At 38.2% G+C, this 16046-nt stretch carries 14 protein-coding genes; 10 read left to right on the top strand and 4 right to left on the bottom strand.

What is annotated here, in order from left to right; all coding sequences use genetic code 11:
• Positions 1-27: 27 nt before the first annotated feature.
• Positions 28-912 (bottom strand): hypothetical protein, encoded by an 885-nt coding sequence (locus NE535_RS08405; RefSeq protein ID WP_261298192.1) that lies wholly within the window; start codon positions 910-912, stop codon positions 28-30.
• Positions 913-1084: 172 nt separating this feature from the next.
• Here NE535_RS08405 and NE535_RS08400 point away from each other — a divergent pair, with 172 nt between their 5' ends.
• Positions 1085-2839: an acyl-CoA dehydrogenase family protein gene (locus NE535_RS08400; protein WP_261298191.1), complete on the top strand. Its 1755-nt coding sequence runs from the start codon at positions 1085-1087 to the stop codon at positions 2837-2839.
• Between the two features lie 218 nt (positions 2840-3057).
• Here NE535_RS08400 and dacB read toward each other — a convergent pair whose 3' ends face one another.
• On the bottom strand, positions 3058-4578 hold the full coding sequence (gene dacB / locus NE535_RS08395) for a D-alanyl-D-alanine carboxypeptidase/D-alanyl-D-alanine endopeptidase (RefSeq protein ID WP_261298190.1): 1521 nt from the start codon (positions 4576-4578) through the stop codon (positions 3058-3060).
• 231 nt (positions 4579-4809) lie between these two features.
• On the opposite strand from dacB, the gene NE535_RS08390 reads away from it, so the two are divergent.
• The 6 genes from NE535_RS08390 (at position 4810) to NE535_RS08365 (ending at position 10015) form a co-directional block, all read left to right on the top strand.
• Positions 4810-5142, top strand: a complete 333-nt coding sequence (locus NE535_RS08390) for a DUF1904 domain-containing protein (RefSeq protein WP_261298189.1) — start codon at positions 4810-4812, stop codon at positions 5140-5142.
• Positions 5143-5152: 10 nt separating this feature from the next.
• Positions 5153-6466, top strand: a complete 1314-nt coding sequence (gene pssA / locus NE535_RS08385) for a CDP-diacylglycerol--serine O-phosphatidyltransferase (RefSeq protein WP_261298188.1) — start codon at positions 5153-5155, stop codon at positions 6464-6466.
• 69 nt (positions 6467-6535) lie between these two features.
• Positions 6536-7297: a tRNA-uridine aminocarboxypropyltransferase gene (locus tag NE535_RS08380; RefSeq protein WP_261298187.1), complete on the top strand. Its 762-nt coding sequence runs from the start codon at positions 6536-6538 to the stop codon at positions 7295-7297.
• A 97-nt stretch (positions 7298-7394) separates the two neighbouring features.
• Positions 7395-7763 (top strand): hypothetical protein, encoded by a 369-nt coding sequence (locus tag NE535_RS08375; RefSeq protein ID WP_261298186.1) that lies wholly within the window; start codon positions 7395-7397, stop codon positions 7761-7763.
• 21 nt (positions 7764-7784) lie between these two features.
• Complete coding sequence (locus tag NE535_RS08370) at positions 7785-9743, top strand: RecQ family ATP-dependent DNA helicase (RefSeq protein ID WP_261298185.1); 1959 nt, start codon at positions 7785-7787, stop codon at positions 9741-9743.
• Positions 9740-10015, top strand: a complete 276-nt coding sequence (locus NE535_RS08365) for a hypothetical protein (RefSeq protein WP_261298184.1) — start codon at positions 9740-9742, stop codon at positions 10013-10015. The genes NE535_RS08370 and NE535_RS08365 overlap by 4 nt, the downstream gene beginning before the upstream one ends.
• A 60-nt stretch (positions 10016-10075) precedes the next feature.
• Here the strand turns inward: NE535_RS08365 and eco are convergent, their stop codons facing one another.
• Positions 10076-10621 carry a serine protease inhibitor ecotin gene (gene eco / locus NE535_RS08360; protein WP_261298183.1) on the bottom strand — a complete coding sequence of 182 codons (546 nt, stop codon included), beginning with the start codon at positions 10619-10621 and terminating at the stop codon, positions 10076-10078.
• 260 nt (positions 10622-10881) lie between these two features.
• Here eco and NE535_RS08355 point away from each other — a divergent pair, with 260 nt between their 5' ends.
• Positions 10882-11913 (top strand): GGDEF domain-containing protein, encoded by a 1032-nt coding sequence (locus NE535_RS08355; protein ID WP_261298182.1) that lies wholly within the window; start codon positions 10882-10884, stop codon positions 11911-11913.
• Between the two features lie 7 nt (positions 11914-11920).
• On the opposite strand, the gene NE535_RS08350 is transcribed toward NE535_RS08355, so the two are convergent.
• Positions 11921-12970, bottom strand: a complete 1050-nt coding sequence (locus tag NE535_RS08350; RefSeq protein ID WP_261298181.1) for a GGDEF domain-containing protein — start codon at positions 12968-12970, stop codon at positions 11921-11923.
• Between the two features lie 232 nt (positions 12971-13202).
• Between NE535_RS08350 and NE535_RS08345 the strand changes: the two genes are divergently transcribed.
• Both NE535_RS08345 and NE535_RS08340 read left to right on the top strand, forming a co-directional pair.
• A complete protein-coding gene (locus NE535_RS08345; RefSeq protein ID WP_261298180.1) occupies positions 13203-14120 on the top strand; it encodes a M14 family metallopeptidase in 918 nt (305 codons plus the stop codon).
• Between the two features lie 284 nt (positions 14121-14404).
• Positions 14405-15997 (top strand): ABC-F family ATPase, encoded by a 1593-nt coding sequence (locus NE535_RS08340; RefSeq protein WP_261298179.1) that lies wholly within the window; start codon positions 14405-14407, stop codon positions 15995-15997.
• The last annotated feature ends 49 nt before the right edge of the window (positions 15998-16046 follow it).

The raw sequence follows: 16046 nt of genomic DNA, 5'->3' as shown, positions 1-16046 counted from the left end.
TGTTAAAGCCTCACATTGTGAGGCTTTTTAATCTTTGATGTGCTGTAATACTAATACTTGCTGACAATATGCTAACTGGTGACGGATAGGATCTAGTAGTTGCGAGGCTTTCAAATCGACCAAAAACCAATTCGACAACTTATCCTCAGGAGTTTGGTTATAAAACAATTTTTCACATTTTAGCAGCTTTTGTTGAGTCGCTGCGCTCAACCAATAGTGAATATCGAGCGATGCTAAATTTTTTAAAATAGTTAATTGTTCTTCATAGTCATTTGGACGTTGAGCTTGAATTTTCAATCTTGAAATCTGGCTTGGATCTATTTCTTCATTTTCTGAGCTCTTGCCAGCTCCCAATAGTATGGCAAAAGGGTCATCAATAAATTGTTGCGAACTCTCATGTAAAACAGTCGGCTGAATATATAACTCAGGCCAATACAAATGAGGATGAGTGAGGGCAATACCCAAGGCTATTCTTCGCTCTCCAAGCCAATTGTGTACCATACAGGGTAATGTTTCAGAAGCAGCCATATTTTCACAGCGGGCCAATGATGGCAAAAGAGACATTCGCATTAAAGAAACGTGTTTTGAGATCACCGCCAACATAACCGCTGTGGTTAACCCAGACGATGGCCAACAATCAATCTGACTAACTAGGCTTTGTGCCACAGTGGTGAGTATTTCAACAAATGCTTGATCATTTTCGCTTCTATCAACGGTAAAAGCTTCACTTACACCAGCATAGGGACCATTACAAATATTAATGGTGTTGGTGTGCACGGTTGCGTTAAAAGTGATGGTTGCACCATCGTTGCAGGGGGACCAATCACCATCTGCATTGCCGATTATGGTTGCACGTTCAAGCGAGTGGTATAGCGGTGTTAAAGACATCATGTTTTCTATAGATTCAATCACTGACTCTATTCTAACCCAAAAGGTGAATTAGAATAAACCTGAGAGGGTAACTTACCACTCATCAATAAAAAAATGTGTTTCGCATCGTTTATTACAGAGTTTGTTCTTGTATTCATCTCGTAATTTATATAAATTTAAACAACTGTTTTAATTATTCGTTTGAGAGACTTATATGAACCCTTACCAAGCGCCGTTAAAGGACATGCAATTTTTGTTAGAAGACGTATTTGAGGCAACAAGTACGTGGCAACAATTGCCAGAACTATCTGAAATGGTCGATATTGACACTGCGCTTGCTATTTTAGACGAAGCCAGCAAAATCAGCCGTGATCTTATTCATCCTTTAAACAGAACAGGTGATGAGCAAGGGGTCGTACACGAGGGTGATAACATCATTACCCCAGATGGGTTTAAAGAGGTTTATACGCAATTCTCAGAAGGCGGCTGGGTCGGTTTATGTGGCGACGCTGAATTTGGTGGTATGGGAATGCCAAAAATGCTGGGTATTCTTGTGGATGAGATGGGATATAGCGCCTGTAATTCATTCGTCCTTTATAGCTCACTTACCGCCGGTGCCGCGCTGTGTATTAATGCTCATGCGAATGAAGAATTAAAAAACACTTATTTACCCAACCTTTACTCTGGTCAATGGGCTGGTGCAATGGATATGACAGAGCCTCATGCAGGTTCAGATCTGCGTGGTATTCGCACCAAAGCAGTACCTCAAGATGATGGGAGCTATGCCATTACGGGTAACAAAATCTTTATTACTGGCGGCGATCAAGATTTAACAGAAAACGTCATTCACCTTGTGTTAGCAAAATTGCCCGACTCTAAAGGTATTTCACTATTTCTTGTACCTAAAATTAAAGTGAACAAGGATGGCAGTCTTGGTGAATCAAATGGTGTAACTGTAGGGTCCATTGAACATAAAATGGGCTTAAAAGCATCGGCTACCTGTGTGATGAATTACGATAGCGCCATTGGTTACTTAGTTGGTGAGCCTGAACGTGGTTTAGTTTGTATGTTCACTATGATGAATTACGAGCGTTTAGCAATTGGCATTCAAGGCTTAGGTAACGCACAAGCGGCTTATCAAATGGCAAGTGAATATGCAAAAGAGCGTTTACAAGGTGTTGCTGCTGGTGTTAAACCAACTGGTGTGTCTGATCCAATTATTGTACATGGTGACGTTAGACGTATGTTGTTAACCATTAGAGCAATGACTGAAGCGGGTCGTGCGTTGTCGGTATTAACAGGTAAGCAATTAGATTTAGCAAAATACGCTGAAGGTGATGTTAAAGCTAAAGCAGCACAATATGTAGGATTGTTGACACCAGTTGCCAAGGCATTTTTAACTGATAGGGGTTTAGATGCCACTATTATGGCTCAACAAGTCTTTGGCGGTCATGGCTATATTCGTGAAACTGGTATCGAGCAATTTGTAAGAGATACTCGTATAGCGCAAATTTACGAAGGCACCAATGGAATTCAAGCTATCGACTTTTTAGGCCGAAAAGTCACGGGAGATAACCTTGAGACACTCACACTATTCGTTAATGAATCCATTCACACGCTAAACCAGTTAACGCATGTTAAACCTGAACATGTTGAAGTTGTTACCTTAAGACTTAATGCGCTTTTAACCACTGCGACCTATATCAATGATAATAAATTATCTCAACCCGCATTGATTAATGCTTGTGCGGTAGACTTTTTAGATGCATTTGGCTACACCTTGTATGGTTACTTCTGGTTAATTATGGCAGACAAATCTACCGATAACGTTGATACTGATTTTGCCACTCAAAAGCGTTATCTGTGTGATTTTTATATTGATAAATTATTAGTTAAAGCTGATTATCATTTAGCGCAAGTCAATAATGGTGATGCTTCGATTATGCAAATGCCAGCAGAGATGTTCTAAATTCAACCAATTTAACTTAGTATAAACAGACAATAAAAAAGCACCATTTTGGTGCTTTTTTATTGTCTAAGTTTGAGCTAAATCAACATAACAAGTGTTTTCTAACTTGTCTCTCACTCGGACATGCGATTGAATTTCGGTGTTACTTGCAGAAAATTTAATTTTTCGCAGCCAAAACTTTATGATGCTTAGATAAAATGGTGAGTCATTTCTCAAGATCATTTAGATAAAGGTTTAATCATCATTTGCGGGTGTTGTACTAAAGGTATATCCATTAAACCTTGTAATAATACTGCCGAAAAGGGCGCTTTTTGTTTGCGTTTGATTTGTGGACTTAAGCCATTTTCTATCAACACAAATAAATACGTTTTGCCGTTTGAAGCAACGAACTGCCCAGCCAAATTTGCGACACCCAACATACTGCCCGTTTTCGCCATAACCTTGTTTTTTAATGGTGGTTTGTTGAAATATCGCTTGTATCTTAATGTACCGCTTTTACCGGCCACTGGAAAACTATTGAGAAGAAATTGATAACTAGGATCAGTTGCGATGACTTTCAATACCGACATAACGTGTTCAGCAGATAATAAATTATAACGTGACAAGCCTGATCCATCCGCGACATTGGCGATCCTTAAATCAATACCAAGATCTTGCAACATAGCAATAAACGCTTTGGTGGTTTGATTAAAATTTAATGGGTGATTAAAATATTTTTCTGCACTGGTACGTAATAAAGCTTCAGCCATTAAATTATCAGATTTGAGTAACATTTCATCAATCAATTCGGTAAGCGGCGCTGATAAGTGCTGTGCAATGATGGTTAATTCTGTTGGATTTCGTGGTTTTGACTCAACAATTATTTGACCGTTAACACTAATATTATGCTTTTTGAAAATGCTGTTAACTACATTTACCGCATATCCTTGCGGCTCACTAACCGCAATTGCCAAAGGCAGCGATTTAGCCCCAGAATAACAGCCTTTGAGTATAAAGTGATTACTGTCTTTACGTGACAGCTGCAGATCACAAGGTACTTCTCTTTGATTGGTTTGTGTATACACCGCTTCACTTTCAACATAGATAGGTCTTTTACCCATCACTTTTAATGTTGCAGTGTTATTGACTCCATTAGCACTAAGACGGGCAAAAACGCAGTTTTTATCGATGATAAAACTCGACAAAGGCGCAGCATAACAAATACCTAAATCATCCCACACCCAACCAGGTGCTTGAAGTTGATCTTGTTGATGGCCGATTAAATGAATGTCACCATTAATTTGCTTCACTCCAGCCTTTGATAAATGTGATATCAAATCAGTCAAATCACCCTGTTTTAAAGTAGGATCACCCGAGAATTCAACATAAACATTATCATCCAAAATGCCATTTACAACGGCTAAAGGCTTTTCGGTATATAAACTGGTTTGATAGCGGAAAGATTGACCAAGCTGTTTTGCACTCACTAATGCGGTCAGTATTTTTTGAATGCTAGCAGGATTCATCAGTGCATCTGCGTTTTGTTGATAGACATTTCTATTATCACTTAAATCCCAAATGCTGAGCGCCACTAAAGACTGGTTCGGAGTGATAAAATCCATCAATGCCATAACATGTTGTTGATCTTCGGGCGGTAACATTGCTGATGATTCAGCTGAATGAACAAGGGTTAACGAAAAACTAGCAGTTGTTAATAACAAATAAGGGAATATGAAACGGCTAATATTAGCTAAACGCATAATGATACTAAGTTTGAACAACATAACCACTAAATTACGTCATATTGTTGCGTTTTGAAATGCTTTGCATCAAATAAACATTAAATGCGTTTTTACTTAACCAATGACACAAATGCATATAAATTAGGCGTTAGGTGCGCTTGTTTGATGTGTTTTATCAGAAATTTCTTGCTCATTAGATGTTAAATCGGTACTTTCTATGCCAATTTATTCATCATTCGAGTTAGCGAGATGCCTCATTTAACAATACGCGGAGTAAGTCCGTACATTGCCGAGAACATAAGCGACTCACTATTTGAACAGTTATCAAATATCTGCGGTAACACGAGAAATAGTTATACGCTAGAGTTATTAGCATCAAAACAATTCACAGGTACTACACCTTTTTTGAAATTCGTTTTGGTTGAGATATTTTGGTTTCCCCGTGAGAAACCCATTCAAGATGCTGTCGAATGCGCTATTCGCGATGCCCTAACAACAGCGGACGATTCAATTAAAGATATCGCTGTTATGTTTCACGTATTAGATCGTGAACGTTACTATCGCAATGGTAAACATTTTTAAGGAGGTAGCCTTGCTGGATAAGCTAGGTGGAATTTCACTATCACCTGATGCACTCAGTTGGTTATTAACGCCCGAAAATTTCAAAAATACGTTAATGAACCACATTGCTTCAGCTAAACAATCAATTTATATCGCGGCTTTGTATCTTGAAGATGATGAAGCTGGCAGAGAAGTACTGCAAGCACTTCTGGATGCTAAAGCGCGTAATCCTGAGTTAGATGTTAAAGTCCTTGTTGACTATCATCGCGCTCGGCGCGGATTAATTGGCCAAAAAGGTGACAGTGGTAATTATATTTTATATCGCAAAGCCATTGCTGAAGCTAAATACCCAATTGACATTTTGGGTGTACCAGTTAAGTCTCGTGAATTTATGGGTGTCCTTCATTTAAAAGGATTCATCATCGATGACACTGTGATTTACAGTGGTGCAAGTATTAATAATATTTATATGCAACAGGGCGATAAATATCGTTTTGATCGCTACCATGTTATCAAGAGTGCTGAACTCGCTAAAAGCATGCGTGGCATGATCCAGAAGTTTATCAGTAATGATCCTGCTGTAGCTGCATTAACTCAACCCGCTGACACTGAAGTTGTTGGTGAGAAAAATGACATTCGCAGTTTTAAAGGTCGTTTAGCTCAAGCAAAATATGAGTATGTGTCAACTCGTACGGGAAATCGAGTTACGCCGTTAATTGGCTTAGGTAAAAAAGATAATTTACTAAACCAAGCGGTTATTGATTTAGTTGATAGTGCAACAAAGCATTTATTCATCTGTACGCCTTACTTTAATCCCCCTGCAGCCTTGTCCAAAGTCATCACTAAAAAGTTAAAAGAGGGGATTAAAGTTGATATTGTCGTTGGCGATAAAACCGCTAACGATTTTTATATCCCACCCGAAAAAGATTTTTCAACTATCGGGGCTTTGCCGTATATGTATGAGCAATCTTTACGTAAGTTTGCTAAACGTCAACAATGGGCTATAGAGACGGGTTTACTCAGCATCTACTTATGGAAACATGAACATAATTCCTATCACCTAAAAGGAATTAGTTGTGACAACAAGAAACATTTGATCACGGGTTCTAATCTAAACCCAAGAGCTTGGGCGCTTGATCTTGAAAATGGCTTACTATTGCATGACGAATCGGGAAGCTGGAAACAGCAATTTACAGATGAACAAGCGCATATTTTGCAACACACTGAAAGGCTATTTCATTACAGCCAATTAGATTCTTTGCGAACTTACCCTCAACCGGTTCAAAAAATTATGAATCGTATTCGGCGATTAAAAGCAGACTTTTTGCTTAAACGTATTTTATAATGGCATAATAATTTTTACAAAATCATCACTGTCAACAGTGGTGATTTTTTCATTACATGAGCCAAGGTTATGACTGACAAGTCAATAGCATCACCGCACGCCGTCCACCAGTTATATCAGTATAGAAAATCACTATCAATAAAGCCTTTTGGCGCCAGAGGCAAAAAGCTCATTCGCTGTGATTTATGCTTACTTGGCGTGCAATTCTGTACCTGCCATCTTCGTCGAACACTTAATTCAACACTCAGTTTTATGTTGATAATGTATGATGATGAAGTACTAAAACCCACTAATTCCGGTAGATTAATTGCTGATTTGATTCCTGACACACATGCATTTTTGTGGAATAGAACCGAGCCAGCACAAGAAATGCTAGCTTTACTCGAAAGTGATCTTTACCAACCTTATTTGATTTTTCCTGAGCAATACATTGAAAATGATCAATCAGTTATTCGTCAGATAACTAATGAAAATTTATCCAACAAGCGACCATTACTGGTGATGTTGGATGGTAGTTGGCGTGAAGCAATCAAAATGTACCGTAAAAGTCCTTACCTACAAAAGATGCCAGTGCTATCTTTCGCGCCAGAAATGTTAGCGACTTATGCATTACGTAAAGGCAGTCATGAATTCCAATTGGGTACGGCTGAAGTTGCGGCGTTAGCAATTGAAGCCGCAGGCGAGCGTCTTAACGGTGTCGTGCTTCAAAAGTGGTTTGATTTGTTTGTTGAATCTTCATTACTTGGCCGAAATCGTCGAGCCAAAGAAACACTTACACCCATTATCGAGTTTGAAATGCAGTATAAAAATGCTCTGCAGGCAGCTAAATAAGTGCTTTGAACGACTAAATTATTCGCGATTAGCCTATAGAAGCAGTAAGATAAAGACAGTTAATGAGATTTTATTTCTTCCAAGGACAATTAAAGCCATGAGTGATGGAGCCACTAACCAAGGTTCAAATAGTGTTAATCATAAATTGGTGATCCTATACAGACTTGAGCCTGGATGTTTGGGACCTGATGGTATAGATCATATAGAAGTGTTTTGTATTATTGCCCAGAAGGCATTGCAATCACTTAATGCTGATATTTGTCAGTGGCAGTTGACCCCAAGATTTGATAAAAGCCTAGATGAAGCACAATACAGTCTAGCGGGTAAAATTCTAACCAAAGACAAAGCGACTAAATACGTTCAAGCCTGTAATGCAGAACTTAGTCAACTAGAAGAATTTTTTGAAGATAAATTAACTGAATTGATCAATAAATATATTGCGAGGAAACACCCCTCTACTGAATAGACGATGACATTAGGATAACCCATGTTTGAACATCAGAACCGCGCCACTTTATCAATTCAGTTACAACAGTTTTTTGGTTTTGATTCATTTAGGGAAGGGCAGTTAACCACGATCCAGCAAGTCATTGACGGTCATTCCACCCTAGCTATATTTCCAACCGGCTCTGGTAAGTCTTTGTGTTATCAACTGAGTGCGCTGAATTTACCCCACGTCACCTTAGTTATTTCACCACTATTAGCATTAATTCAAGATCAACTGTTATTTTTGAAGTCAAAAGGTATTCACGCCGCGAGTATTGATTCCAGTTTAAATCAACAACAAATTCAATCTGTGATGCAATCGGTCAAACAAGGTGATTGCAAAATTTTAATGGTTTCCGTTGAACGTTTTAAAAACGAGCGATTTAGACAATTTCTAACACAAATAACTATATCTCAACTTGTGGTTGATGAAGCGCATTGTATTTCAGAGTGGGGACACAATTTTAGGCCTGATTATTTAAAAATCCCCCAAATTTGTCGTACATACGCTATTCCCCAAGTGCTATTACTGACCGCCACAGCAACTAAGAAAGTTAAAATGGACATGTGTGCTCGGTTTGATATTGAACCGCAACATGTAGTGCAAACGGGGTTTTATCGTAATAACCTTAATTTACAAATTCAGCCTGTGGTTCAAGCTAATAAAAATATTACTTTATCTGGCAATATTAGCCGCCTAGTTGGCAGTGGTATTGTTTATGTTACGCTTCAACAGACTGCTGAGCAGGTTGCTCAATATCTTCAAGTCGCGGGCGTTAATGCCTGTGCCTACCATGCTGGAATGGATACCGAAACAAGGCAACGAATTCAGCAACAATTTATGTCCAATCAAGTGCAAGTGATTGTAGCAACCATCGCATTTGGTATGGGGATTGATAAATCAGACATACGTTTTGTGATTCATTATGATTTACCCAAATCGATTGAGAATTACAGCCAAGAAATTGGCCGTGCCGGACGAGATGCTCAGCCATCAACTTGTATCACCTTAGCGAATTTAGATGGTTTAAACACCCTCGAAAACTTTGTATATGCAGATACCCCTGATTTAGTAGATATTGAATCATTACTTAATATCATTAAACAGGAAACCGATAAAACAGGCACATGGGAGATGCAAGAATTAGCGCTTTCAAAAGCCTGTAACATTAAAACCTTGCCATTAAAAACGTTATTAGTGCAACTTGAATTACAGGACATTATAGCCCCCAGCTTTGCCTATTTTGCCGATTTTAAATATCAACTTTTAGTCGAAAAATCTGAACTGCTTAGCCGTTTTAACCCATCTAGGGCCGATTTTTTGCAACATATTTTTGATCATACCCAGTTTAAAAAGATCTGGGGCCAATTAGATTTTGATGGTCTACATCAAGCAACACAAGCTCCTCGCGCAAAGATTGTTGCAGCATTGGAATATTTAGCAGAGCAAGATCTGATTATTTTAGAAACAAAAAAAATGACCCAGGTATTTCATGTTAATATGGTCAACCTTGCTCAGCATTCAATTGCAGAACAAATGCAGCGTTACTTTAAAGATAAACAAAATAAAGAAATCCAACGTATAGCCCAATTGGTACGTTTTTTTGAGCTAGAGTCTTGTTTATCACATAACTTAGCCCGCTATTTTGATGATAAAAATGCTCCAATCTATTGCCAACATTGTAGTGTGTGTGATGGATTACCAGCAAAGTTACCAATAACTCAAATTAACCAAGTCATTGACGATGTTAAACTGAAACACTATATCGACGAATTGAAACAACACGTTGCCAGTAAAAATATCACTGTTACCCATAACACAATCATTAAATTTTTAGCGGGTATGAGTGTGCCGATTTTTGCTAGATTGAAGGTGAAAAATTTAGCTGGGCATGGTGCGTTAAGTGAATGGCGCTATCAAGATATCGCTAATGCTATAAACACTTTGGAGGATAAATGACTACTGATAGTGATGAATTACTTAAGAAACATTCTAATTTGATCCACAGCGAGGGGGTAACTGTTGAATCGCATACTCAACGCGAGCAAGGAGAATGGTTTTTACAAACTTTGATGGTAAAAGGCTATGACGTACCTTTTAAGTATCGTCGTAATAAAAAATATAAAAACTTAACAGGCCAAAAAGTCAATTTAACCTATTACCCAAGAGAGGAAACCATCGCGGGTTTCAAAGTTGAAACCATGCAAGTAGTGCGTGTAAGAAGGTTTTAACCAAAACTAAAATTTAGCTCGGCGTTGAAGCCGAGCTAATAGAAATAGTGATACCTAATATTACTTACTGAAAGTAAAAGGGCCATCAGCGCGCCATATACGATATCGTAATTCAGTATTTTCAGGTAAGTAGTATATTTTTGGTAAACGACTATCGTAATTTACCTTAATGCTCTCTCCTAACATGACAAATTGGGTTGTTTTAGGTTCAGTGCACATCATCATTGTACTTGGGCCTGACATGATCTTATCTACTTTTACATAATCATAACCCCAGCCTTCAAGAGTGACTTTTTGCACTTCACCCATTAATCTGTGTCGATTACAATCAACAAGTTTATTTTGACCAATTTGAATCTCTATCAGAAAATCTTCTTCATTTGCTAATTTCGGTAACGTTATAACATGTTGTTGCATGCCCTCTGCCGCGACAGGAAACATGCTAATTTGATCTGAGGTACTCGGCTGAGTGCCAGTAAATATTTCGGCTTGAATCGAAGGAGTATTAAGTTGCTCTTGTTTTACAGGACTTGTAGCCATTGCACTTCCAGACACAGCAAAACCCAATCCAATCAATCCAGCAATAATATGTGATGTTTTAAGCATAAATACCTCTGTAGAAAGCCTTAATTTTTAAAGACTTTTAAATGATTTCATTCAGTAAAGATAAGTGTAAACGTAATTAATAATGAAAAGGGTTAAATTTTTTTAAAATTAATCTCAATTTTTGATTGTTTATAATTTTGAGACAATTACGTAAATTGGCAATAACATATTACAGGTAAACATTTGTTTTCCTGCAACAAGTATGACATAACATGGTGATAAGATTTAACATGACGAAAGATATTCTTAGGCAATCGTAGATGATACAACATAACCAAAATATAGAACAAACTGCAGATATACTGAGATTAGCAGTGCCGAAAATGACAGATCTTAATATTCCTGTCACCCCTGAAAATTATGCAATCTGGTACGATTATTTCGCAGAAACAAACTTAAACTTAAAACGTGCCATTGATGGGTTAATTGCGAATAAAGTCGTCTTTACACATAACGTGAATGCGGGGCTTTATAATCGATTTATTGAAGAGCGTAGTCCAGAAATTATCGAAAACGTACAAATTGAAACCCAAATTCTGATCAAAAGTCTATTCAATAAAATTGATGAAATAACGGAAGGCACAAGTTCATTTGGTGACAACTTGCATCAATTTGGTGACCAATTACAGCAAAATCCAACAGCTGAAGTGCTCAGTGATTTAGTATTAAATTTAGTGGCAGAGGTCGATCAGGTCATCGCCGACAATGCCAAGATGAAAGCCGATTTATCTACCCTTGGCGAAGAGCTTTATAATCTTAAAGGTGAAATGGATAACTTAAGCAAAGTCGCAATGACAGATGAATTAACCTCGTTAAATAACCGTCGAGCTTATGAGACCTTCGCATTGGAACAGCTCACGCGCTTTCAAGAAGCACAGGTTGATTGTTGTTTACTGTTAATTGATATTGATCACTTTAAAATTTTCAACGATACCTATGGCCATCTTATTGGTGATAAGGTGTTAGCCTACGTTGCGCTTGCGCTTAAGAATGCGGTTAAAGGGGATGACTTTGTCGCACGCTATGGTGGTGAAGAGTTCATTATCATGCTGCCTGACACTAAAATAGCAGACGCATTAATGGTCGCTGAAAAATTACGTGAACGTATTTGTGCAAAACAATTAACCATAGGTAAAGAAACCAAACAAAACTTAGGGCATATCACAGTCTCTATTGGTGTTTCAAAGTTCAAAACAGGCGATGATCTGGACACTTTACTGGCAAGGGCAGATAAACAACTGTATCTGGCAAAATCAGATGGTAGGAATTGTGTGAAGTATTATCAAGAATGATAAATTATCAGGCAGGTATCGATCGATTTCTGCCTAACCTTTTGGCCTCGTATAGTGCTTTATCGGCATCATTAATCAGCTGATCACTGGTTAAATCTTGCTGATATTCCTTAATACCAATACTGATAGTGACTTTAATATCTTCATCATCAAGACTAACCGTATGTTTAAAAACAGCGCACCTTAATCGTTCGGCCACATCAAATGCCGCAGCTTGATCTGTTTGTGCCAGAATAAACAAAAACTCTTCACCTCCCCAACGTGCTACATAATCCGTTTCTCTAAGTGATGCTTTAAACACTTGTGATAATTCAGTGAGCACAGCATCTCCAGCGCTATGGCCGTACTTATCGTTTACCAGCTTAAAAAAATCAATATCACATAATAAAATAGACAATGGCTTGGATGTATCAGCCACAGCAATTTTTTTATTCAATTTACGTTGGGCATCACGACGGTTATGTAATCCCGTTAAATCATCATAATGGGCTAAATGGTGTAATTTTTGATTTAATTCCAGTGCATTGTTATAAAGCTGACTTCTTGAATATTCATACAAAGCGGATAAAAAGCTGATTGTCAGAAACGAGTAAAGTAAACGCAGTTTAAATTCGATCGGGTAAATGGCATGGGCGTAAACTGATTGCGGAATAAACATGATTAAGCAAATCAGCAAAACAAAAACGGTGATATTTATCAAGCCTCGGCGTAAGCCATGTACATACAAAGATACAGGAGGAACAATAAAAATCCATAACGGGCCAGTAGAGGCAACGCCTCCAGAATAAACAAGATACAGCATCAAAGCATAAAGTGAATAAATAATGATGTAAGAACTTAATTTTACATGGTTTTTATTGTTAACCAAATAAAAAGCAACCCCATATACAGCACTGGCAAATAGTAAACTGATTGCAAGTGTGATGTTTGCATTCTTAATTGCAAAACACATCATGAGAAAGGTGATTGACATGCCAACTAACGAAAACAAGGCGATGACACGAGCTTGCTGGAGCTCACCAAAACGTTGCAATTTACTCTGGTTTTTTATGCTCAATGATATTCCTTATCAATGCTGTATTTATCTCAATAGTATCATCGAGATTCATATTGGCAAATGGTTGTTTTATGTCGTGAAATTTACATAAAAAATATCAATTCCCGAGTAGTTATCCGTCGTTTACAGTCTTTCAACGCGCATTAAACCTTGGTTAATAGATATCAGATATTCAATCAGTTAGAATTCGTGCCATTAATATAGACATTACTTTAGCAAGGGTAGAGCATTTATGACACAAGACGTATTTTTCCCCATAGGAACACCTGGACAGCCTTGGAATGAACATGAAAGGGCTCAATGGCTTGAGCAAGTGACCATTAAGCGTAGTTATCATGATGAGGTAGTAAGCCAGTTTTCTGATTTAACCGATATTTTTGAAATGGTTAATTATGGAGCCCTTGATTTTGAACCCGTAAAATACCCATTGTTTGCCTTCAAATCTAAAAACTGGGATGACAATAAAAAAACCATTTTAGTGACCGGTGGTGTTCATGGTTATGAAACCAGTGGTGTGCATGGTGCTATCCAATTTTTAAAAACAAAAGCCTCTTTTTATCAATCATTTTTTAATATTGCTGTAGCCCCTTGTGTCAGCCCATGGGGATACGAAACAATCAATCGTTGGAATCCTTATGCTGTTGATCCCAATCGCTCATTTTATGCCAACAGTCCAGCCAATGAGTCGGCCGCATTAATGTCGTTTGTCGCAACACTGGGTGATATTTATGCCCATATTGATTTACATGAGACAACTGATACTGATGAGTTAGAATTTCGTCCTGCGCTTTCAGCTCGTGATGGTAAAAACTACGAAAAGGGACTAATTCCGGATGGGTTTTATCTAGTCGGGGATTCTGATAATCCTAGCCCTGAGTTTCAAAAAGCCATTATTGAATCAGTGCAAAAAATTACCCATATTGCCCCGGATGACGATGGTGAATTAATCGGCGTTGCGATAGAGCAGTTTGGAGTCATTAATTATCCAACTAAAAAACTGGGTTTATGTGCCGGAATGACAAATAATCATTTCAATACCACCACAGAGGTTTATCCTGACAGTCCTTTGGTTACCACACAGGAATGTAACGACGCTCAGGTAGCAGCAATTACCGGAGCCCTGGATTACATCATTGATTACCTGAAGTAATTCATTTAGATACCAACGCTAAAGCGAATTAACTTTGCTTTAGTGTTGAATTGATTATTTTGCTGTATTGCTTTATTTGCCATCATTTCACTCAATATCATTGTTTATCTTCAAAGCTGGGCTTTTGGTTGATACCTCAAGCAAAAATCTCTATAATACAGCGCTTATTTTTGCTTCATTTTTAATATTTTTTTGTCTATGCCTTGCATGGTGCAGGTCATTATTTTGTCAACTATGCTTGCTAAAGTACGGCATTCGCAGACAACCCGATTTGGAATTTCATTTTGATTACTACAGCTAATATCACAATGCAGTTTGGTGCAAAGCCACTGTTTGAAAACATCTCTGTTAAATTTGGTGGCGGAAATCGCTACGGTTTAATTGGCGCAAATGGTTGTGGTAAATCCACCTTTATGAAAATTCTTGCTGGCGATTTAGAGCCATCAAGCGGTAACGTATCGTTAGATGTTAACGAGCGTATGGGTAAATTGAATCAGGACCAATTTGCTTATGAATCCTTCTCGGTTGTTGATACGGTCATCATGGGCCACCGTGAACTGTGGAAAGTGAAACTTGAGCGCGATCGTATTTACTCGCTTCCTGAAATGAGTGAAGAAGACGGCATTAAAGTTGCTGAACTTGAAATGGAATTTGCAGAAATGGATGGTTACACCGCAGAATCTCGTGCGGGTGACCTACTATTAGGTGTTGGTATCGGTACTGATCAACACTTTGGTTTAATGAGTGAAATTGCACCTGGTTTCAAATTACGTGTGTTATTGGCTCAAGCACTTTTCTCTGACCCAGATTTACTCCTGCTTGACGAACCTACCAACAACTTGGACATTGATACCATTCGTTGGTTACAAGACATGCTAAACCAACGTAACAGCACCATGATCATCATTTCGCATGACCGTTACTTCCTAAACTCAGTTTGTACTCACATGGCTGACTTAGATTACGGAGCATTACGTGTTTACCCAGGTAACTATGATGAATACATGATGGCAGCACAGCAAGCGCGTGAACGTTTGCAATCTGATAATGCCAAGAAAAAAGCCCAAATTGCGGAACTACAAACATTCGTCGCGCGTTTCTCTGCTAATGCTTCAAAAGCAAAACAGGCAACATCTCGTGCCAAGCAAATTGATAAAATCAAACTTGATGAGATTAAAGCATCAAGTCGTGTCAATCCGTTTATTCGTTTTGAACAAGAAAAGAAACTATTCCGTAATGCATTAATCGTTGAAAATCTTGCTAAAGGCTATGATGCGCCATTATTCAGCAACTTAAACTTAATGGTTGAAGTCGGTGAGCGTATTGCTATTTTAGGTGAAAACGGTATAGGTAAAACAACCTTACTACGTACTTTAGTTCACGACATCCCGCAGGATGAAGGGACAATTCAATGGTCTGAAAACTCCAACATTGGTTATTATGCACAGGATCATGAAGCTGACTTTGCTAACGACATGACCTTGTTCGAGTGGATGAGCCAATGGCGTAAAGAAAATGACGATGATCAATCGGTACGTGGCATTTTAGGTCGTATGCTATTTGGATCAGACGACATTAAAAAGTCAGTTAAAGTTTTATCTGGTGGTGAAAAAGGGCGCATGTACTTTGGTAAACTTATCATGCAAAAACCTAATATTCTATTGCTCGACGAACCGACTAACCACATGGACATGGAATCGATTGAGTCATTGAATAATGCATTAGAACTTTACGAAGGCACTTTGATCTTCGTATCACACGACCGTGCATTTGTGTCATCTTTGGCTACACGTATTATTGAAATCACCTCAAAAGGTATTAATGACTTTAAAGGAACATATGATGAGTTCCTTGCAAGTAAAGGTATTGAAGGCTAATTCCGGCTCTTGAAAATGAACAAGCCCTGAACGAAAGTTCGGGGCTTTT

Origin of the sequence: Shewanella holmiensis (genome assembly GCF_025370255.1) — a bacterium.
Lineage (GTDB): Bacteria > Pseudomonadota > Gammaproteobacteria > Enterobacterales > Shewanellaceae > Shewanella > Shewanella holmiensis.
Note: the sequence above shows the minus strand (reverse complement) of the source record. Positions and strands in the feature narration are given on the sequence as shown.